Raw genomic sequence first — 21,792 nt, 5'->3', positions numbered from 1 at the left:
CTTATTTTAACAACTGTCCCTTTACTACAATATTTGAAATATCTGTTGTGTTCTCGATTTTATCGAGTGGATTACTGTTTAAAATGATCAGGTTTGCCTTTTTATGTATATCCACTGATCCGTATTCGGATTCAATATCCAGGAATTTTGAAGGATTGATCGTGGCTGTCTGTATGGATTCCAGATTTGTTAATCCGGCTTTTACCAGCCATTCGAGCTCCTTATGCAAAGCAGCGTAATTTGAATTATCAACAGGCACATCGTCACTACCCGCCAGGATAAGAACATTGTTTTTATGTAAAGCCAATACCATTGGCATAAACCTATCCATCATCAATCCGCCCAGCCTTCTTAGGTTTTCATCCGGATTAGAGCTATATATTTTGTCGATTATATGCAGAGTCGGAGTAAAAGCAGATCCGTAGCCGACAAATGAACGGGATAGGGAATCCAGGTAAGTAGAATCGATAGTATTAAAGGCCTGAGTGATATTTTCCACCCCATTGGATTCTTTTGTAACCAAACCTTCAATGATGGAATTGAGGTGTTCGATGGATCTCATTCCTTTTTGAATTGCTTCATTCGGGTCTGTATTACGTGGAATATGACCAACCACGTATAGGTCTTGTTGTGATGCGATCCCGATCAATTCTTCCAGTCGGTTATACGGGAAATAACTGTGAACTTTGATGAAATCCACCTTATATTGCTTCAGTTTGGAAACCACTTCCGAAAGATCGGTAGAATCATTGATGATTAATGTAGTTGGATCGGGAGTGTCTCTTTGCTTATCCCCATCGAGGGTATATCCGGCAAAAAATATATCCGGCCCGTTAATTATCCCTTTATTAATTTCAGATTTAACCCGAGCCAGGGAATCAGCATGACCACCCATATCCCGAATAGAAGTGATTCCGACGGATAATAAGGAATCCAGGAATTTTGTGGAATTTTTATGCTCCAGGATATGTGTATGCATATCAAAAAAACCGGGTAAAAGATATTTTCCGCTACAGTCTATTACCTGAGAGCTTTTGGCAGAGTTTAAATTTTTAAAAGCCCCGATTTCCTTAATTATTCCATCCTCAATAACAACGGAATTTGCAGATACTTCTCCATTGTACACATTAATGATATTGGCATCTTTTAGAACAAGGGTATTTTTATCGTGGCTATTACAGGAAATAAGAAATAGAAATGATATAACGGTCAGTAGTTTGGTATTACTCATTGTTTTTCTTGTAAAAGACTGTATCATCAAAGGGGCGTTGCAAAGAGTAAAGAAAGCGGGCCGCCATTTTACACCAATAAAAAAAGGACCTGACCTAAAACATAAAGTCAAATCCTTTTATCCGTAGTTAATATAGTTAGTGATATATGCTCAATTAACAATCAACAACAGTAGCTGTAGTACTGGCACAGCCACAGGTTTGCTGTGTAGGCCCGCAGAGCTGAGTTTGTTGGCAGTCGATAATGGACTGAGCTCCGGTTCCTCCACCGCCACCGCCGCCATCTCCGGTATCGCCGGATTCACATATTATTACCGATTCGGCATTGCAGGCGTTACTTCCACCAACAACGGACCGCATAGTATTTAAATCGGCAATTTTACTTTTGTGAAGTACCAGGTTTTTTAACTTCTTTTTTTTCATCTTTTGGTTGTTTAAAATTAGCTGTATAAAAGTTCACAAAATTTCAAAATGAAAAAAGGGGGAATCCCCCCTTTTTACCTTACACTAACAATACATTTTTTTGAAAATGGATCAAGCTTATTAAAATACCTGGTATAGCGGGTTAAAAACCCTGGGAGAAGAGAATGGTCAACGGCAAATCAATATTAGTTAGATTTGGTTATTGAGGCTTGGCGTAAATATCGGTCCACATCGATCTCCAGATCTTCCAGGAACCGTTTTTTTGCTTTCTGTATAAAGTAGTATTAAATCCTTTTTGCCGCATTCCGAAATTTGTTGAATCCTTTTGGTAGGACCAATCCAGCAATGAGCTGTGGGTTGTAATAGCCAGGGAATCCAGGATATCCAGGCTGATTATTTCGGTTTTATATTCGTTAATAGTGGTTTTCGATCCGTCTTTTGGAAACCAGAATTCCCGTATTTTATCTTTTCCTTCAATGGGAGCTAATCTATTGGGTTGGATCCGGGAATTCTCTTCCAGAAGCCCCATGATCTTTTCCTCATCTGTTTCCAGCCAACCGCTAACATAGTCTTCGTGAATTTGCCTGATGGCAGTTTCATCCGTGCTGTCAAACTTTTCCTTTTGAGTATCCCCGCATCCGAGAATCAGGCTGACAAACAGAACAGCAATAATGTGCTTTATGTAAGCTGTATGTATTTGGGATGTTTTCATTTTACAGGTATTGGTTTTTAAATATCCGGGGTAAGGAATTTTAAAGATAGTAAATCATATACGAGCTTCTTAAACTATGGTTGAGAAATTAAAGAGGAAAAGATGATTGTCTATAAGTACGGGGATATTTGGTGAGGGAAAATATAACAACTTTATATGATTTTTCTACGGGCTTTTCATGAAACGATAATTACCTTTTTTGTTTTTATATAACTGTTAATCAGTTGATTGTGATATTTACATGTAAAACACTTTCTGCTTGATGAAATATGCTCTCAGTGCACTTTATTTAGGCCTAAATTTGTTTCAGCAACACTTGTAATTGCAGCTATTTCTCAAGCTTTTTTTAGTGTTAATTATAATTTGTTTGGCTTGAGAGCTAAGTTGTTTCATAGGAGAGTGGGAAGAGATATTTTGCATGAGAAAAGATATATTACGGTTAATAATTACCCCCATGCTGATTAATAGCAATCTCTTCCCCACTCTCAATTTTTTTATCAGAGTCAGATTTTACAATAATAGAAATACAAAAAGAAAAAAATTGAAGTATGATATATTCTGAAAAAAAGAGAAAAATCGGAGGCGTTAGTTTTACCAATAAACAGATAGAATTCTTAAGACTGTTCGCATCCGGCTATCACATGGCAGATATTATGCGAAGAATGAAATGCAGCACCAAATCTATTTCTTACTATAAAACCCTTTTGAAGTCCAAACTTAATGCAGCCAACGATTTTGAGATCGTCAGGAACGCTTTTAGACATAACATATTAAAAAAAGAGGATTTTCTCGATGCCAATGTTCAGGAGATCGCACTTAAAAGTGCAATGCGGATAATGAGTGAAGGAAAGATCCAGATTTCGTCAGGAAAAGAATTATATGAAACCATTTTTGAAGCTCTGATGTCATTTTACAATGAGCTGGAGTATGACGAATTATTGCTGAAAATGAAGGGAGCCAAGATATAAATCACAATTGATAGAAACTATTTTTACATTTTGAGTTTGTTGAATATACAGAGGGAAGCAAATATCGAAATTAGTTCTTTTTAAACTTAGATATAGTTACGATATCACACGAATACAGGTCAGTTAACGCGATATCATATTCTTCCCTCTTTTTTTATCCCACTGACCTTTTTAAAAAACGATTAAAATCTCAACTCCTCAAAAACAGGGATGCTTATAAAAAAATCACTTTTTCGAAAAAGCTGTTTCAGGATACCACCCCTGCTGATTATCCTGCTATATTCTTTCAGCACAGTAACATTATCCAGTCAGGTGGTCAGTTTGGGATTGGATCCTAAAAACGCTCTATTTGGAAGTGATGTAAACGACCCGGATCTGAATTTGCTCATCCGGGTTTTTTTTCAGGACAGAAAATTTGAAGCAACCGCCTTATTTGAGAGTTTTGAGGCAATCGGTTATCAGAATTGGGGCCTCGGTTTCGGGCGTACGATAAAACCGTTTAAAAAAACAGATATGGAAATAGCTCCGGGAATAGAAGGGGGGCTGATCATCAAAGATCATAATTTTGGCTTTCTCTCCTACGGATTCAATACGGATATAAGATATTATTTTAACAGCTTCAGCGGACTTTCATTATTACTAAACCTGGAAAGACGAACAGACCTCGGTGTTTTGTACAATGATAAAAAGTTTATTTTTTCTGTGTACCTGAACCTGATGATACGGTTCAAGACAGGGAAAAACTTTAAAAAAGAAAGATTTTAGCTAGGAATGAATAGCATTTTCGGAAATATCTCAATTTTACCCCTAAAAACACCCTAATATCCTCATTATCATGATCAATCTACGCGTAAATACGTATTGTATTTGAGAGAATAATTTAGAAAATTAGCATATAAATTAATCGATCTGTTTATGGAGAAAATATGCTCTATGCTTCTTGTGTAAAATGCAGATCTAAAATGTATGATCATGAAATCATGTAGACCCCCGAAAGAGAATAACTTTATTCTTCTCTTAACCGCTTCAGTTCTTTTTTTACTGGCGGTTGCCGTAACATTACATATGAAATTTATTCTTTAACAGTATCGCAGGCAGGAGATCTTTTTATTCCTGTTTCGGAAAAACTAAAACATTAATCTACCGGTATTTTACAAGCCTCAAATAGTTTTTGTTTACGTGAATTACTTATAGAACGGAGTTCTTTAATTACGTAGAAAGCAATCAAATAATTGATATTTATGTGGCTATGATTCTTAAAAATTTTATTCTGTTTAGACATATAAAGTTGTTTTTAATTCTTCCTTTTAAAATTATAATGAAAACACCTTTGAAAAATACGATCTCCTTTCTCGGAAAGGAAAATGAACGCAATGAGCTGGACTTCAATACCTGGAAGGCTAACAGGCTTATTTTTCTGTTTGCCTACCTGATTCTGTTCCTCCTCAAACCGTATAGCCTGGACACACTGAGTATCGGGCAGCAAATGATACACATCACTATTTATAGCTTGATTTATTGCATAGCCTATAGTCTTTCGGCAATTATCTTTATGCCTTTTAATATTTCTGTTAAGTGGACAAAATTCAAAGAATTATGTGCGGCAATAGTATTTATTATGATTGCCTGGTTACTCATTCTGGGATTTATGCTCTATGATGATACCATCTTTTTTACAGTGGACCGGGCTCAGGTGATTGAGGTCATTGCCCAAAAATGCCTGGTATGTGTCCTCTTTTCAACCATGGGATTGGGAAGTTTGATTTTAGTTATGCTGTTCTTTGTGGGCGAGTACAATCTGGGCAAACGCAAAATCCCGGGGGAGAACATGGAGGTCAATACCGAAAAAATCAGTATCAGGGGAAAGAATAAAAACGAGCAACTCGAACTTTGCAATGATACTTTTATCCTGGCCAAAAGCGAGGGGCATTATGTAAAAATATACTACTACAATGCTTTTAGGCAAACTCGTCACTATTTGATGCGGAACAGTTTAAAGGAACTGGAAAAGTTAACCAGGCAAAGTTCAAATATCTGCAAGTGCCATAAATCATATCTTATAAATATGGACTGTGTGAAATCGGTTATTGAAAACCCTAACAGGCCGTATATCTACTTAAGGGATTTTAAGGGTAAGATCCCGGTTTCAAAAGAAAAGGTTCAGGAAATTAAAGAATACAGAAAGAATCATATATCTGTTTTCTAATTAATGATATCTCTGTAAATAAGTACTACTACCTTCCGTAACCTGCGCCTGATGAACAGGCACAGATTTGGAAGGCTGAAACGGGCGATTAGTAAAAAACAAACAAATTGTTTTCTTAAAGTATAACTCTAACCCTAATTTAATAACTTCTATTATCGTCCGCTCCATTCTTTTGGTACTCAGAGAGCTTATTGAAAACATAAACTTTAATAGATCAAATTTATTAATGCTATCAGGGCCATTATAAACACAAAGCCCAGGAAAGCAAGTAGAAGAAAAATAAGAGCTTTTAAAAAGAGCGTCAAACTCCTGTTGTCTTCCTTTTTCATATTGAATACGATCTTTAATTAGTAACTGATTTTCTGCTTAAAACTAGGAACTATAACAACACACTTGGGGAGTTTGTCACGAGCAGAAATTTTTTTTCACGAAAATAATATAGATTATTGCTTATCAGTTGCTTAGCAATAAATGATGAGTATAAAACTTCATGAAAAAATGTATTAATTACGTAATTAAAAACTAATATTTCCGGAATTGTACCGGAGAAAAGCTGTTGAAAAAGACAAGATCTTTATAGTGTTTGTTTTGAGAAGTGAAAAAAAATAATCTCACGAAATATTTAAAGAACTGTTTTCGAGAAGGTTAAAAATGATTACGTGAAAATAAATAAGTATTCGTGAAATAAATTTTTTCCAGGTGTTTTACTGAGTACATTTAAGACTGGCGGGGAATAAACTTTTATTAAAAACTATAAAATACTCCCGATAGTCTGTCTTAATGTGAATGTGCTATTATGTCAAAATATCAATTCTATTTGAGAAAAGTTGAAAACGGCTTTATTATCAACACTCAGCAGGGAATCATAGTTTATGAGGATTTTGAAAGAGTGAAAGAGTATATGATAAATAAGGTGGAAGCCCCGGTTCAGATGGGTGAGGAAATAAAAATTAACATCACGATTGAGACCTGATCAAAGATCCCTGAAGTATATTTTATTTTCCGGCAAGTTTTTGTATTCCTTTTAATTCAGCGATCTTATCCTTAGATACGGGTATTTTATGTTTAAAGTCAAGCATATAGATATAAGCTTTATTGGATGTTTCCAACAGGGATTTTATATAGCTGAGATTGACTAAATAGGACTTATGGCATTTATAAATACTATTGCAGTGTTCGGTAAATTTCTCCAGCTCTTTCATCGTGTTTCTCATCAGATAATGCCGCACCTGTCGGAAAGCGTTGAAATAATATATTTTCACATAATGACCTTCACTCTTGGCATATATAAAGGTCCCGCTGAATAGCTCCAGGTACTCGTTCTTGTTTTTCCCGATGATGGTTATTTTTTCATTGCTTTTGCTTTTATACTGTTTGTTGTATATGTGAAGCTTGGTATTCAGATTCAGAAAGTAGAGCATGACCAGAATTAAACTTCCCAGGCCAATGGTAAAAAGAAAAGAACTAAGGGTGTTCTTTTTGGTTATCAGCAGATTGAGGACATTTTCATTCTCCGGATAAAATACTTCGTGGAAGTATAAGGAAACCCCGAGAATTAACAACCAGGAAATAAGGATAAAGATGATAGCGGTACCAAACTCTTTGAATTTGGTCCATTTTAATGAAGTGTTGAAGGGCATAAAAATAATGATGGACAAGCTGTAGGCGATACAATAGATAATGCTGTAAATAGCTATATAAATATGCAATTGTTCCATAGGTAAGGAAACCAGCTCATAGGGTTTTAATAAAAACAGTACGATATAGGTAAAAACGAAAATGAATTTATTTGCCTTCCATGTGTTGACATTCAACTGGTTGGGAATACACTCTTTTTTGAGGTATGAAGCTATTTTCCGGGCAAATTTTAACATGTTTTTGATGCAATATAAATATTTTCAGTACCAAAGAATCAAATCACAAAATCAGTAGAATTTTTCATGAAAAACTCAAAATTTTCGTGAAAATTTAATCGAACATTTTGTTTTTAAAACACTTGCAATCAGTTGGTTGTATTTGCCTATGTGAAAAAAAGCGCATGACAAGTGAAAGAGGGAGCTATTAGTTTTTATAAGGGGAAAAGCTTTTATGACATGTCTTTTCGCAGCTAATTCATTGTTTACAAAACTGTTTTACAGGCATTCGTTTTAAATTACTTTTTATAAAGCCTATAAAAACCACTAAAAACACCCTTTCCATCCGGAAATTAAGAACAAAAGACAACTTCCGGGCTTTAATTAATACTTCCATGGGGCTTTTAAGATAATACCAGCAATTTTTTCTTCTTAATTCATGAAACAGGAAAACACTCTTTGATTTCTAATAATTTAATAATCAATATGTTATTATTCATTTCATGTAAATAAATTTAATTACGTGAAACATATTAAAAAGCAAGCTTTTTTTGGTCGAACTTTGCTACGGATGTAAAAGTCGATAGGAGTTATGATGGAGATTTTTGAACAAATAGATCAATTGCCCAGCCTTAAGGTTCTCTATTTTCTAATGGGATTTATAGCTGTTTTTCTGGTTCTTTTGATCTTTCGTTTGATTAAGGATCATACCTGGTTTAAAAACATGCAGGCGAAACTTAAGAAGTATAAACGAAAAGACAAGGATGGCAGCCGATCGGACTGTTTAACAAATCCGGATCATAACGATAATGACAACGAAAAAAGAGTCGCCTAGAGCGACTCTTTTTATAAGTTCCATATCCGAACAATACTCCCCGAAAGCAAATCAAAACGGATAACTAGCCTGAAAAATTCAGAATACCATTAAAAAAGAAGTGCCTTCATTCAGAGCGGAACGGACTTTTAAAGTACCACCGTGAAGCTGCATAATTTGTTTGGAGAGGCTCAGGCCGATACCGGTACCCGTATCTTTGGTAGTAAAAAAGGGAACAAATATCTGATCGATTATATCTTCCGGAATACCCGGCCCATTGTCTCTGACCTCAATATATTTTTTCTTGTCCTGATCGATCCCGTAGATCAGCTGTACTTTTCTGTCTTCCTGCCCGTCGAATGACTGAACAGCATTTTTCGCCAGGTTGATCAGTACCTGAGTAATCTGTTTTTCATCTGCAAAGACCTCGAGATCGTCTTCATTGGCTACCAGGTCGAAGGAAACACTGTGAACCTCGATCTCCCGGCTAAGTAATACCTTTACTTTTTCGGTCAGCTCTTGCAGCTTTATTATTTTTTTGTCCGGAACGGGAACATTGAGGAAACTCCGGTAGGATTGTACAAAGCTCATCAGATCGCCTCCCTGTTCTTTTATGACTTCCAGTCCTTTTACCGTATTTCGGATATGATTTTCATCTATCTGCTCCGGCTTCAGCAAGCTGTCATCACTTTTATAATAGTTGAGAATGGACTCGGAAATAGAAGTGATCGGAGCTACCGTATTCATGATCTCATGAGTAAGTACCCGGATGAGCTTTATCCACGAATCCGTTTCTTTTTCATCAAGCTCGCTATTGATATCCTGCACGGTGATCAGGGTTAGAGCCTCGGTTCCAGAGACAATTTCAGTCGATTTTAATGCTAAAGAAATGGTTTCCCTTTCATTGGTTAGCTGGAATACCTTGCGTTCAAAAGGTTTCAGGTCTGAAAACAACTGAAAAAGCCGTGTATCTACCTTTTCAAGTTGACGGATATGGTTTAGTTGCCTGCTGTTAAGCAATGTTCTGGAAGTGGGATTGGCGTAAAGGACATGTCCCTTTTTATTGATGGTCAGGATACCGATATCGGCACGTTTCAGGATCTCCTGATAATATTTTTCCTGTGTTTTGCTCTGTATCTGCATGTCCCTGATAAGAGTATTTGCCTTGTTGAGGTTTTTGTGAAGATGCTGCAGCGAAGGAAGGTCCACATCCTCCGAAAAACGTAAACTATAATCTTCATTGCGTATAAATTCGAAGAAATGGGCGATCTTCCGGTTGGTATGGTTGAGGAATTTTATAAGCCAAACGACTTGCAGTACTAAAAAAAAGATAAGAACACCGGCATGGTAAAACAAAGAATCCAGAAGGGTATAAGCAATAAAGAAAGTAGTAAGACTTATACCAATTACTCTGAAGATCAGCTGAAAATAAAAATGTCTACTGGCCATCGGGATTCATTTTTTTCAGTTTGTTGTACAAAGTCTGCCTTGATATTCCCAATTGCTCGGCTGCCGCGCTGAAATTCCCGTTATGTTCATTTAAAGCATTGGTGATCATAAGGTGTTCCATTTCTTCCAGGGTAACCGATAATTGCTCGCCTTTCATGGAGGGGCTTGCCTGTAGTAGCAGATCATCCGGTTTAAGGCTATTTCCTTCTGCCAGGATCACAGCCCTTTCCAGGGCATGCTGTAATTCCCTGATATTTCCCGGCCAGGGATAGGACATCAGTTTTTCCTTTGCTGTTTGCATCATATCCATCTGAGGCTTGCCGTACTTGGAAGCGAATTTTTTCAGAAAGAAATCAGCAAGGACCAGAATATCCTGATCCCGCTCCCGAAGGGGAGGGATCTTAATATGTATAGTGTTCAGACGATAGAGCAGGTCTTCCCTGAACAGCCCGTCTTTTACCATCTGAAAAAGATCGTTATTGGTAGCACATACCAGACGGATATCTACCGGAACTTCTTTATTAGAACCTACCCTGACGATCACTTTGTTCTGTATTGCCGATAAGAGTTTGGCCTGCATAGGCATGGAGAGGTTACCTATCTCATCCAGGAAAAGGGTTCCGCTGTTTGCCGCTTCGAATTTCCCGATACGATCTTCCTTTGCATCTGTAAAGGCACCCTTAACATGCCCGAAAAGCTCACTCTCAAAAAGACTCTCCGAAATAGAACCCATATCAACCCCGATAAAGACCTCATTTTTCCGGGCCGAACTCCGGTGTAGTTCCCGGGCTATAAGTTCCTTTCCGGTACCGTTTTCTCCGGTAATCAAAACACTTACATCGGTTTTTGCCACCTTATGAGTTAGTTTGAGTACAGAGTTTATGGCTTTGGAAGTCCCTACAATATAATTTTTATCCTGATTGAGTACCTGTTTTAAATGCTGCTCCTTTTGCTTGAGGTTTTTGATCTCCTTTTTTGATTTCCTGAGGAGATATGCAGAACGGATGGTGGTAAGGAGTTTCTCATTCTTCCAGGGCTTAAGGACAAAATCTGCCGCCCCTTCCTTTAGTGCTTTTACTGCCAGTTCAACCGCTCCGTATGCCGTCATCATGATCACAGAAGTTTCCGGGGCTTTCTTTTTGATCTCTTTCAGCCAGAACAAACCTTCATTTCCCGTATTTACCCCGGCAGAAAAGTTCATGTCCAGCAATACGATATCAATATCTCCCAGATCGGGATATGAAGAGATCTGATTTGGATTATTGATCGTCTTAACCGTTTTGTACTCAAACTGAAGAAGGATCTCCAGGGCACTGAGGATACTTTTGTTATCGTCTATTATAAGAATACTTCCGTCAACCATCTTTGTGATCGTGAATTTTTTCTAAAGCTAGCAATTGTATCCATCAGTTTCTAAAAACTGTCAAAATATTTGACACTTCTTGTCCATTTATTTTACACAATTTTTTGTCATTTGATTTTAAAATGATTTTATTTTCCTGATAATCAATTCATTACATTCATGGCATGCAATTAGACATAGATCTGGCACAACATTAAATAAACAAGGTTGAAAAAGTTATTAATCTTTCAGTGTCTTTTCGTTTGTATCGGTGCTTTAGCGCAGCAAAGCTGGTCTTTAGACGAGTGTATAAGTTATGCGCTGGAGCACAATCTTCAGCTAAATGATCTGAACTACAATAAGGAATCCAACAGGGAAAATTACCGGCAGTCATTCAGAGAATTGCTGCCGTCGCTATCCGGAAGTTCCAATTATACAATTCGGTACGGACGATCTGTAGATCCCAATACCAATGAGATTGTCAGCACCGATTTCTTCTCAAACAGTTACTCTCTTAATGCGAGCATCGATTTGTTCCAGGGTTTTCAGAAACTGAACAGTATCGCGTCGGCGAAGTTCCTGTACAAGGCGGCCCAGGAGGAAACACTTCATGAAAAATACTTACTGGCTTTTCGTGTCATGACTGCCTTTTATGATGTACAGTTCTTTGAAGGACTGGAGGAGATATCCAAAGAGCAGGCAGAGATCTCTCAGAAGAATTATGAGCTGGTAAAAAAACAAATAGAAATAGGCACCAAGGCGGGAACCGATCTGTATGAAGCAGAATCTGTTCTTATAGCGGACAAATTAAACCTCACCCAGAGCAGGAATAGTTTACAGGCAGCTCGCCTTAAACTGATCCAGGAAATGAATCTGGAAAATACAAGTAGCATCAGTATCAATACATCGGCAGATATATTTGAGGAAGAAAAGAATGCTCGGGTCGACAAAGATTCGATCTATCAAAAAGCACTTTCTTTTATTCCGATCATAAAGGGACAGGAATTGAGGGTTAAGGCAGCCAAAAAAGATATAGCTGTAGCAAGGGGTAACTTATATCCTTCTCTTAGTATGTCTGCCGGTTATGGAACTGATTTTTTTGAAACCAATGTAGATGAATCCGGAGAAATTATTCCCTTTCGTACACAGTTAAAGGATAACGCTTCTCAGTCAATAGGTTTTACGCTGAGGATCCCTATCAGTCAGCGCTGGAGCTCAAGATCCAGGGTAAAACAGCAGAAGATCGCCTTACTGAGGGCATCCAATACCCTGGAGATCAGAAAGCAGGAGCTCAATCAGCTTCTCCGGGAGCTGGTGCAAAACTACGAGGCTTCCTTAAATGAGTATGAACAGACAAAACAGAGTGAAGCATCCAATCTTCTCGCTTTCAGGATCGCCCAGAAGAAATACGATAAGGGATTGATCAGCGCAGTAGAATTATTTCAGTCAAAAAACCTTTATGCCAAAGCACAGAATGAGAATCTTCAGTTAAAATTAAAAGTGAAGGTACAGCGAATGACTTTGGATTTTTATATGGGATTACCGGTATTTAATATAGATAAAACAGAATAGTACAATGGACATACAGATCGAAAAGAAAAAAGGGTTAAACAAAAAGCATATAGGATACATTATAGGAGGCCTGTTTGCATTGTTTATCGGTTGGAAGCTGATCTCGTCTGAAGCAGGATCGGTTTTCCGAACGGAAAAGAACAAGCTTACCATAGCTGAGGTTACCCACGGAAAATTTGATGATTATATCACCATAAACGGATCCGTGGCCCCCATTGCAACTATTTATATGGATGCCTATGAAGGCGGAAGAGTCGTAGAGAAGCAGATAGAAGAAGGAGCGATGGTTAAAAAAGGTGATATCATCCTGAAACTGGAGAATCGCAGTTTATACGAACAGATCCTTGCCAGCGAAAATAACCTCGCACTGAAGCAAAACGACCTGAGGACCACCAAAATAAATTTCGATGCCAGGCAGATAGAAGGAAGGAAAGATCTGGTAAAAGCCGATTACGAACTTCTGAAATTAAAACGTACCTATGAGCAGAACAAGTCGCTTTATGAGGAAGAACTGATCGCCAGGGAAGAATACCTGACCTCCAAAGAGAATTACGAATTGTCTCAAAAACAACACGAGATCATTAAATTGCAGACACAACAGGATGAAAAACTGAGAAATACGACACTCAACGAACTGGATTCGGATCTGGCAAGAATGAGAAAGACCCTTTCTATGGTTTATGAGCGTATCGATCATTTAAATGTTCGCGCTCCGGCCGACGGACAATTGGGTTTCCTGGATGCGGAGATCGGACAAAGTATAGCTCAGGGACAGCGAATCGGGCAGGTAAACGTACTTACCGATTTTAAGATCGAAGCTGAGATCGATGAACATTATATAGACAGGGTAAGGCGCGACCTGAGTGCCATCCTGGAACGGAATAATACAGAATATATCCTGCGTCTGAGGAAAGTATATCCGGAGGTTCGCAATGGAAAGTTTAAGGTAGATCTGGTATTTACCGATAAAAAACCCGAAACCATCCGGGCCGGACAGAGCTATAATATTAAATTGCAGTTGGGAGAATCCAACGATGCCCTGCTGGTTCCGAGAGGAGGTTTTTATACAAGTACCGGAGGGCAGTATATTTTCGTGCTGGACGGAGAGGGAACAGCTGCCTATAAACGCAATGTGCAGATCGGAAAACAGAATTCTCAATACTACGAGGTACTGGAAGGTTTGCAACAAGGAGAACGGGTCATTACTTCCAGCTATGATTCCTTTGGAAATGCTGAGAAAATTGTGCTTAAAGAATAGAAAGAGGATTTAAAACACAACAAAATGATCAAGAATTATTTTAAAATCGCCTGGAGAAACCTGATAAAGAACAAATTCTTTTCCTTTATCAATATCTTCGGATTGGCAGTCGGGCTTGCCACCTGTTTTCTGCTGATGTTGTATGTTTTTAATGAAACAACCTATGACAAACACCATACGGATGTTAACCGTATTTACAGGATTGCCCTTGAGGTAAATGGTGAAAAATGGGCTGCTGGACCGGCTCCCTTGTCACAGGGGCTTATGTCGGATATGGCCGAAGTGGAAGAAACGACCAGACTTCTGAATTTCCCGACCACCGATAAATTTCTGCTCAAAAACACAAAGACCGACAGAAAGTTTTACGAGACCAACGGTTACTATGTAGATTCTACCTTTTTCAGGATCTTTAGTTACGATTTTAAATATGGCGATAAGAATACGGCCCTGAGCCAGCCGAATACCATGGTAATTTCAGATGCTGTAGCACAAAAGATGTTCGGCGAAGAAGATCCGGTAGATAAGCTTATCACCATTGAAATACCATACGGGAGTTTTGATTATACCGTAAAAGGGGTTTTTAAGCAGGCCGGTAATAAATCGCATATCGATGCTAATTTCTTCCTCTCTATGAGGAATGATGACCTGGGGCAATGGGTAGACGGTCAGACCAATTGGAATAACAACAATATTTTTTACACCTATGTAAAACTTAAAGAGGGGAGTGACCCGCTTGCTTTTGAACAAAAGCTTCCGGCTTTCCTGGAAAAGAATGCTTCCGCAGATTTTCAGGCGGTCAATATTTCCAAAGAACTTTTTATACAACCGCTTAAAGATATTTACCTGAAATCTAATATCGGAAATGAGATCTCCTCCTCAGGAGGGACGACTTACCTGTATATTTTCGGGTCTATTGCAGCATTTTTACTTCTGATAGCATGCATTAATTTTATGAACCTTTCTACGGCCAGTTCCGAAAAACGGGCCAGGGAAGTGGGAGTTCAGAAGGTAATGGGAGCCCGCAAACGCTCACTCATCTTTCAGTACCTGGGAGAATCTATGATCATTGCTTTTCTTGCTTTACTCCTGGCAATACTGCTTATTTATCTTCTTCTGCCGGTATTTAATGCTTTTGCGCAAAAAGAACTGGATTTCCTGCAGTACCCGGTGCTGATTTTCTGGATGATCGGACTGACGATGCTTACCGGCCTGATCTCAGGTCTGTATCCGGCTTTTTACCTTTCATCTTTTAAGATCACAACGGTTATAAAAGGAGCACTTACCAATAACTTTTCTGCAAAATTTATCCGTAAAGGCCTGGTGGTCTTTCAGTTTGCTACTTCGGTTTGCCTTATCCTGATGACAGTGATCATGGTGCGTCAACTCGATTTTATTGAGAACCGTGATCTCGGATTTAAAAAAGAACAACAAATGATCCTCCAGCTTAGAAATCCGGAGGTTGTAGATAATTACAGTGCCTTTAAGAATGAAGTTCTTAAGAATCCTTCGATAACTTCGGTATCGGCAGGTTCTACCTACCCGGGATTCGACCTGGTACAGGACATGTTTTTCTATTCCGAAGGCAAAAGCATGGAAGATAAAGTACTGGTGTATTTTGCACAGGTATATGAAGATTATATTGAGACTTTAGGTTATGAATTATTATATGGCCGGCCGCTGTCCCCTAATCCGGATGCCGATCAGGACGCGATTGTTTTAAACGAAACCGCAGTAAAACAGTTTGGTTATGAACCGGAAAATGCGGTAGGAAAAAAGATCTATTACGAAAACGGAGAGGAGCGCCTTTATTCTGAGATCGTTGGTGTGATCAGGGATTTTAATTTTAAAAGCCTGCACCAGACCATTTCACCATATGCCCTAACCAAATTTTCGGGAGGACAACCCAGCTATTTTATCCTGAATATAAAAGAAGACGATTTTGAGAATGCGGTTGCCGATATTAATACGGTCTGGAAAAATGTGAACCCCGAAACACCTTTGCAATACTCTTTTCTGGATCAGGATTTCCAGATGAATTACGAAAAGGAACAACGTACTTCCGATATCATCATCAGTTTTACCCTTATCGCCATTTTTATTGCCTGTTTAGGACTGTTGGGACTGGCCTCGTTCACTACCGAACAAAGACGTAAAGAAGTCGGTATCCGAAGAGTGTTGGGATCTTCCGTATTGGAGATCACCAGCCTGTTGTCTAAAGATTTTATTAAGCTGGTGCTCATCGCTGTAGCGGTGGCAGGCCCGGTTTCCTGGTATCTCGGAAACAGATGGCTTCAGGATTTCGCATATCGGGTTGATATAAGCTGGTGGTTGTTTGCAGGAACGGCCCTGGTAGCATTAATAATAGCCCTGGCAACCATAAGTTTTCAGGTAATCAAGGCTTCGATAGCTAATCCAGTAAAAAGTTTAAGAACCGAATAATCAAGAATAACTGTAACAAGAACCAATACAGATCATCAATTAAAAAAAGACTTAAAATGATACAGATCAAGGACCTAAAAAAAAGTTTTCGCACAGAAGAAGTAGAGACCCTGGCATTGAATAGTGTTAATCTGGAGGTAAAAGAGAATGAATTCGTTGCTATCATGGGGCCTTCGGGATGCGGAAAATCAACTTTACTCAATATCCTGGGCCTTCTGGACAAACCCAATTCGGGCTCTTATGTATTTGCCGGTCATGAAGTAGCCAATCTGAGTGAAGGGCAGCGAACACAAATACGCAAGGGGAACCTGGGCTTTGTCTTCCAGAATTTTAACCTCATAGACACCCTGACGGTTTTTGAGAATGTAGAACTGCCGCTATTGTTTTTAAAAGTTCCCAAAAACGAACGAAAAGAAAAAGTAATGGCCGTTCTGGAGCGTATGAAAATAGCGCACAGGGCTAAACATTTTCCTCAGCAATTATCCGGAGGACAACAACAGCGGGTAGCCATAGCCAGAGCTGTTGTTACCAATCCCAAGCTTATTCTGGCAGATGAGCCGACGGGAAACCTGGATTCTAAAAACGGGGCGGAAGTAATGAAACTCCTTACCGAATTAAGCCAGGAGGGAGCAACGATCATTATGGTAACACACTCAGACCACGATGCCAATTTTGCACACCGGATCGTCAACCTTTTTGATGGTCAGGTAGTGACCGAAAGTATAAACAGAACTATGTAAACCATCTAAAGTTCTATAGATGCCTTGAAAACAGAATAAAAAACACCAAATAACAACAAACAATAACTATGTATTACTTTAAAACGTTTTTACGATTTCTCAATAAGAACAGGCTGTTTACCGGAATTACGGTTTTCGGGTTTTCCATTGCACTGATGTTTGTTGTATTGCTAAGCGTTTACATTGACAGCGAGCTGGCCGTAAACGATTTTCAGCTAAATAAAGACAGAATTTACCGGATCGAAAATGAAGATACCTTCTTTTCGGCCCCGATAGCCGACGACCTTAAAAATACGGTTCCCGAGATCGAGGATTTTACCAGGCTACTGAATGATTCCGGAAATATTTCGCGTGTAGACGGACAGAAATTCAAGTTTGATTTCTTTGGAGTCGATGCCTCTTTTTTTGAGATCTTTTCCTATCCCCTGTCTGAAGGTAGGCCGGCAGAAGTTCTCCAGGCCCGGAATTCCATAGTACTTTCCGAAAGCCTGGCCTTAAAGATTTTCGGATCTGCTTCCCCTGTCGGAAAAGAAATACTGATCGACAATAAAAATAAATTCCTGGTAACGGGAGTGATGAAGGATTTTCCCGAAGCAACTCATTTTGAGAGGACCGATGCCCTGATCAATATGAAAGCTTTCGAAGACCTTTGGGGTTTTAAGGGATTGATGACCGAATACGGTTTCTGCTCCATGAATATTTATTTTCTGGCAAAACCCAATACCGATCTTCCATCCAAGGCGCCTCAGATCCTGGAAAAATTCAAAAAGGATTTCTGGCTCTATACGGACGGTTATGCAAAGACCCTGGAATTTACTCCCTTAGAAGATGTTTATTTTAGTGAGAAAGAAGCGAAAGGAGTCAAAACCAACAGCAAAAAATTAATTGTTGTACTATCGGTCATCGCACTCCTTATTCTGTTACTGGCCATTATTAACTATATAAACCTGACCATTGCCCAGGCAAGCTTCAGGGGCAAGGAAGTGGCGGTGAAGAAATTGCTGGGAAGCTCCAAAAGAAAACTGCTTACTCATTTTACACTCGAATCTGTTTTTCTGTGCCTGGTAGCCCTTGTTTTTTCATTGGTCCTGGCAAAACTGGCCGAACCCGTATTTAATCGCCTGCTCGATACCGAGCTTTTACTGAACCAAAAGATAAGCCTGAAAAATGTGCTCTGGCTTCTGGGCATTTTTACCCTGGTGGGATTGATCTCAGGACTGGTACCTGCCCTCTTTATGAGCAATTTTAAACCGATAGAGATGGTGAAAGGAACTTTTCAGAAACAAACCAAAGCCAGATACGGCAAGTTCCTGGTTACTTTCCAATATACCGTGACCATTTCCCTGATCATCTGTACGGCCTTTGTGGCCAAGCAAACCCATTTTTTAAGGAATACCGAGCTGGGATTTGAAAAAGATCACATCATCTGGATGGATTATGTAGGCTCGACCGATAAGAAACAAACGATCAAGAGTGCATTGTTACAGCTTCCGGAAATAGAACAGGTTTCCCTGGTTCTCGGAAGCCCGCTCAACGGAGGTAATAATCAGTCTTTTGATTATAAGGGAAAACCGGTAAGCTTTCAGGAGTTTGCGGTAGACTCTTCCTTTATAGATCTTTTTGGCCTGAAGGTCAGATCGAGAGGAACGGCTTATGACAGGAACGGGATCTACCTGAATGAGATAGCCGTAAAACAACTGGAAGTAGCTCCCGATGCCGCTACCTTCAGAATGTATGATGCAGACCTCCCTTTGCTGGGAACCGTAAACGATTTTAATTTCAGACAACTCAGTGAACATATTGGCCCGGCCTTTATCAGGGAGATCCGCGAAAACGAACAGCCCTGGGAGATCATGATAAAAACCGCTAAAACAGATCCGGGTGCGGCCATGGAAAAAATAAAAGCTGTGTATGCAGGACTGGTAGATAACACTCCCTTTGAATACGGTTTTATTGACGATACCATTAACGAATGGTATTCAAAAGAAGAAAAAACAGCGAGGATCATCGGATATTTTACGGTGCTCTCACTTTTTATCTCCGCTTTAGGGATCCTGGGAATGGCTACCTTTTATATGCAGCAGCGCAGAAAAGAGATCGGAGTACGGAGAGTACACGGTTCCTCGGTGGCGGGAGATATGCTGCACCTGAGCAGGGATTTTATAAAATGGGTGGGCGTGGCTTTCCTTCTGTCCATTCCTATTTCCTTTTTCTCCATGTCGAGCTGGCTTGAGAATTTTGCCTATAAAACTTCTCTAAGCTGGTGGGTATTTGCACTCGGAGGAATGATTACGCTGTTTATCGCCTTAACAACGGTGAGCTGGCAAAGCTGGAAATCAGCAACGGAAAACCCGATAAATGTGCTGAAAGCCGAATAACAATCATCAATCAAAAAACGAAAGTCATGTTAAATCACAACCTTTTACTTTTCTTCAGGAACATAAAGAAGCACAAAAACTCCTTTCTGATCAATACCATCGGATTGGCGAGCGGATTGACCTGTGTATTGCTGATCGCACTATGGGTAAATGATGAATTGAACGTAGATAAATTTCACGAAAATGATGCCGATCTGTACCACATGATGGAGACTTCCGAATATCCGGGCTACATTGAGGTAGGTGAAACCACATCCGGACATGCAGGAGAATTGCTAAAAGAACACATGCCCGAAATAGAACTGGCCGTTCAGGTAGGAAGATATCCGAATGATGCAACACTTTCTACAGAGGATCAGGTCATAAGAGCCGATGGGCGCTATGTGAGCAAGGATTATTTTAAAATTTTCTCCTTCCCTTTGCTGGAAGGAAATAAAAATAAGGTCTGGGAAGAAAAGAACGGAATAATGATATCGGAAAAGCTTGCCAGGATCCTCTTTGGTTCCGCAAGCAATGCTATGGGTAAAGCCGTGGATTTCCAGCATAGAAGGACCCTGACAGTTTCGGGGGTTTTTGAAGATATTCCGAACCGGTCCTCCCAGCAATTCGATTTTGTACTTTCCTTTGAAGAATTGGCAGCGGCCAATAGCTATTTAAGAGAATGGGGAAGTGTTTCTACGGTAGTGTACTTTAAAATGAGACCCGGTACCGATATTTCTGCCTTCAATAAAAAGATAGAGAACTTTATAATAGAACAAACCGATTACCGGCAGGGACATCGCAAACCATTCCTGAAAAAGTATTCCGAAGAATACCTCTATGGAAAATATGAGAACGGAATACAGACCGGAGGAAGGATCACCTATGTAAAATTGTTTTCCATCATATCTGTTTTTATTCTGATCATTGCCTGCATCAATTTTATGAACCTGTCAACTGCCAGGGCATCCCGAAGACTTAAAGAGATCGGGGTGAAAAAAGCAGCAGGAGCTCACAGGAGATCGCTGATCGTTCAGCATCTTACAGAATCGCTGGCCGTATCTTTTATCGCTCTTTTTGTCTCCCTTTTACTGGTGCATTTGCTGCTTCCTGAGTTTAACCGGATCACCGGAAAAGAACTGATGTTAAGCTACAATAGCAGTACCCTTCTCTGGCTTTTGGGAATTACCGTGATTACCGGTTTATTATCCGGAAGTTATCCGGCCTTATACCTGTCCGGCTTTAGCCCGGTAGATATCTTAAAAGGAAAACTCCAGACATTCGGGAGTGAGGTATGGATAAGAAGAAGCCTGGTAATTACGCAATACACGATCTCTATTGTTCTGATCGTATCTGTCCTGGTCGTTTATAAACAGATAGAATTCATACAAAGTAAGAGTCTGGGCTATACCAAGGATCAGATCATTCACTTTGACCGTGAAGGAAAGACTTTGGACTTTGCTTCCATGGAAACCTTTTTAACCGAACTGGAAAAAATACCGGGAGTGGTAAGCGCATCGAGCAGCAGAACCAAACTGGCAGATGAGCCCTGGGGAGTCGGAGGGATAGAATGGCCGGGAAAAGAACTCAGAGATGCAACCGAGTTTCAGCATATGATCGTTTATTACGACCTGCTGGAAATGCTGGATATTGAACTCCTGGAGGGAAGGACCTTCTCAAAGGAATTTACTTCCGAGAACACAAAGACCATCTTTAACGAGGCCGCCATTGCTTATATGGGGCTGGAAGACCCGGTGGGTAAAGTTGTTAATTTTCGGGGGATACCCAGGGAAATTATCGGGGTGGTCAAAGATTTTCATTTCTCTTCCTTTCATGAAAATATAAGCCCGATGATCATTAATATGTGGCCGGAAAGACTAACCAAACTAATGGTAAAGCTGGAAGCGGGAAAAGAAGAAGAGACCCTGAAAGCGATTACCGATTTTTATCAGACCTACAATCCGGGATTCTTGTTTAGCTATACTTTTCTGGATGAAAACTATCAGAGCCTGTATAAGGCGGAGAAGAGAATTGCAGTTTTATCGAGGTATTTTGCCGGACTGGCCATCATTATCTCGTGCCTGGGACTCTTTGCCCTGGCGGCCTTTACCGCAGAGAGAAGAAAAAAGGAAATAGGTATACGCAAAGCCCTGGGGCAGGGAAGTACACAATTGAGCATCCTGCTTTCGGGAGAATTTGCCAAACTGGTTATTGTAGCCGTATTTATCGGCCTGCCTCTGGCATACTTCCTGACCAGCGACTGGCTCTCAGGTTTTGCCTATAAAATTGAGATCAAACTGTGGTATTTTATTGTGGCAGGAGTCACTGCACTTCTGGTGGCATTACTAACGGTAGGTACTCAGACCGTAAGAGCTGCTACAAGGAACCCTGTAGAATCGCTGAGAGAAGAATAAAGAATTAAAAACACAA

17 protein-coding genes are annotated in these 21,792 nt (G+C 39.6%); 11 read left to right on the top strand and 6 right to left on the bottom strand.

Annotated elements, in window-relative coordinates:
* Position 1: 1 nt before the first annotated feature.
* The 3 genes from GWK08_RS06325 to GWK08_RS06315 form a co-directional block, all read right to left on the bottom strand.
* Positions 2-1,231 carry an amidohydrolase family protein gene (locus GWK08_RS06325; protein WP_163606050.1) on the bottom strand — a complete coding sequence of 410 codons (1,230 nt, stop codon included), beginning with the start codon at positions 1,229-1,231 and terminating at the stop codon, positions 2-4.
* Between the two features lie 154 nt (positions 1,232-1,385).
* Positions 1,386-1,652 (bottom strand): hypothetical protein, encoded by a 267-nt coding sequence (locus GWK08_RS06320; RefSeq protein ID WP_163606049.1) that lies wholly within the window; start codon positions 1,650-1,652, stop codon positions 1,386-1,388.
* A 199-nt stretch (positions 1,653-1,851) separates the two neighbouring features.
* The gene (locus GWK08_RS06315; RefSeq protein ID WP_163606048.1) at positions 1,852-2,364 is read right to left on the bottom strand and encodes a YybH family protein; all 513 of its coding nucleotides are present in this window, start codon (positions 2,362-2,364) and stop codon (positions 1,852-1,854) included.
* Positions 2,365-2,912: 548 nt separating this feature from the next.
* On the opposite strand from GWK08_RS06315, the gene GWK08_RS06310 reads away from it, so the two are divergent.
* The 4 genes from GWK08_RS06310 (at position 2,913) to GWK08_RS06295 (ending at position 6,511) form a co-directional block, all read left to right on the top strand.
* Positions 2,913-3,332 (top strand): helix-turn-helix domain-containing protein, encoded by a 420-nt coding sequence (locus tag GWK08_RS06310; RefSeq protein ID WP_163606047.1) that lies wholly within the window; start codon positions 2,913-2,915, stop codon positions 3,330-3,332.
* Positions 3,333-3,542: 210 nt separating this feature from the next.
* A complete protein-coding gene (locus GWK08_RS06305) occupies positions 3,543-4,097 on the top strand; it encodes a hypothetical protein (protein WP_163606046.1) in 555 nt (184 codons plus the stop codon).
* 553 nt (positions 4,098-4,650) lie between these two features.
* Positions 4,651-5,538 carry a LytR/AlgR family response regulator transcription factor gene (locus GWK08_RS06300; protein WP_163606045.1) on the top strand — a complete coding sequence of 296 codons (888 nt, stop codon included), beginning with the start codon at positions 4,651-4,653 and terminating at the stop codon, positions 5,536-5,538.
* A 796-nt stretch (positions 5,539-6,334) separates the two neighbouring features.
* Positions 6,335-6,511 carry a hypothetical protein gene (locus GWK08_RS06295; RefSeq protein WP_163606044.1) on the top strand — a complete coding sequence of 59 codons (177 nt, stop codon included), beginning with the start codon at positions 6,335-6,337 and terminating at the stop codon, positions 6,509-6,511.
* A gap of 22 nt (positions 6,512-6,533) precedes the next feature.
* Here GWK08_RS06295 and GWK08_RS06290 read toward each other — a convergent pair whose 3' ends face one another.
* Positions 6,534-7,412, bottom strand: a complete 879-nt coding sequence (locus GWK08_RS06290) for a LytTR family DNA-binding domain-containing protein (RefSeq protein ID WP_163606043.1) — start codon at positions 7,410-7,412, stop codon at positions 6,534-6,536.
* A gap of 571 nt (positions 7,413-7,983) precedes the next feature.
* On the opposite strand from GWK08_RS06290, the gene GWK08_RS06285 reads away from it, so the two are divergent.
* Complete coding sequence (locus GWK08_RS06285) at positions 7,984-8,226, top strand: hypothetical protein (protein ID WP_163606042.1); 243 nt, start codon at positions 7,984-7,986, stop codon at positions 8,224-8,226.
* A 78-nt stretch (positions 8,227-8,304) separates the two neighbouring features.
* Here the strand turns inward: GWK08_RS06285 and GWK08_RS06280 are convergent, their stop codons facing one another.
* Positions 8,305-9,654 carry a sensor histidine kinase gene (locus GWK08_RS06280; RefSeq protein ID WP_163606041.1) on the bottom strand — a complete coding sequence of 450 codons (1,350 nt, stop codon included), beginning with the start codon at positions 9,652-9,654 and terminating at the stop codon, positions 8,305-8,307.
* Positions 9,644-11,017 (bottom strand): sigma-54-dependent transcriptional regulator, encoded by a 1,374-nt coding sequence (locus tag GWK08_RS06275; protein ID WP_163606040.1) that lies wholly within the window; start codon positions 11,015-11,017, stop codon positions 9,644-9,646. Before GWK08_RS06275 ends, GWK08_RS06280 begins: the two co-directional genes overlap by 11 nt.
* A gap of 207 nt (positions 11,018-11,224) precedes the next feature.
* Between GWK08_RS06275 and GWK08_RS06270 the strand changes: the two genes are divergently transcribed.
* From GWK08_RS06270 to GWK08_RS06245, 6 genes are all read left to right on the top strand, one after another.
* The gene (locus GWK08_RS06270) at positions 11,225-12,568 is read left to right on the top strand and encodes a TolC family protein (RefSeq protein ID WP_163606039.1); all 1,344 of its coding nucleotides are present in this window, start codon (positions 11,225-11,227) and stop codon (positions 12,566-12,568) included.
* Between the two features lie 4 nt (positions 12,569-12,572).
* Positions 12,573-13,826: an efflux RND transporter periplasmic adaptor subunit gene (locus tag GWK08_RS06265; RefSeq protein ID WP_163606038.1), complete on the top strand. Its 1,254-nt coding sequence runs from the start codon at positions 12,573-12,575 to the stop codon at positions 13,824-13,826.
* Positions 13,827-13,850: 24 nt separating this feature from the next.
* Complete coding sequence (locus tag GWK08_RS06260; protein ID WP_163606037.1) at positions 13,851-16,265, top strand: ABC transporter permease; 2,415 nt, start codon at positions 13,851-13,853, stop codon at positions 16,263-16,265.
* A gap of 56 nt (positions 16,266-16,321) precedes the next feature.
* A complete protein-coding gene (locus GWK08_RS06255) occupies positions 16,322-17,005 on the top strand; it encodes an ABC transporter ATP-binding protein (RefSeq protein ID WP_163606036.1) in 684 nt (227 codons plus the stop codon).
* 68 nt (positions 17,006-17,073) lie between these two features.
* Positions 17,074-19,383, top strand: a complete 2,310-nt coding sequence (locus GWK08_RS06250; RefSeq protein WP_163606035.1) for an ABC transporter permease — start codon at positions 17,074-17,076, stop codon at positions 19,381-19,383.
* Between the two features lie 26 nt (positions 19,384-19,409).
* Positions 19,410-21,776, top strand: coding sequence for an ABC transporter permease (locus GWK08_RS06245; protein ID WP_163606034.1), 2,367 nt, complete (start codon positions 19,410-19,412; stop codon positions 21,774-21,776).
* The last annotated feature ends 16 nt before the right edge of the window (positions 21,777-21,792 follow it).

It is taken from the genome of Leptobacterium flavescens (assembly GCF_010671605.1).
GTDB lineage: Bacteria > Bacteroidota > Bacteroidia > Flavobacteriales > Flavobacteriaceae > Leptobacterium > Leptobacterium flavescens.
The sequence above is the reverse complement of the archived record's forward strand: the minus strand, read 5'-3'. Positions and strand labels throughout refer to the sequence as shown.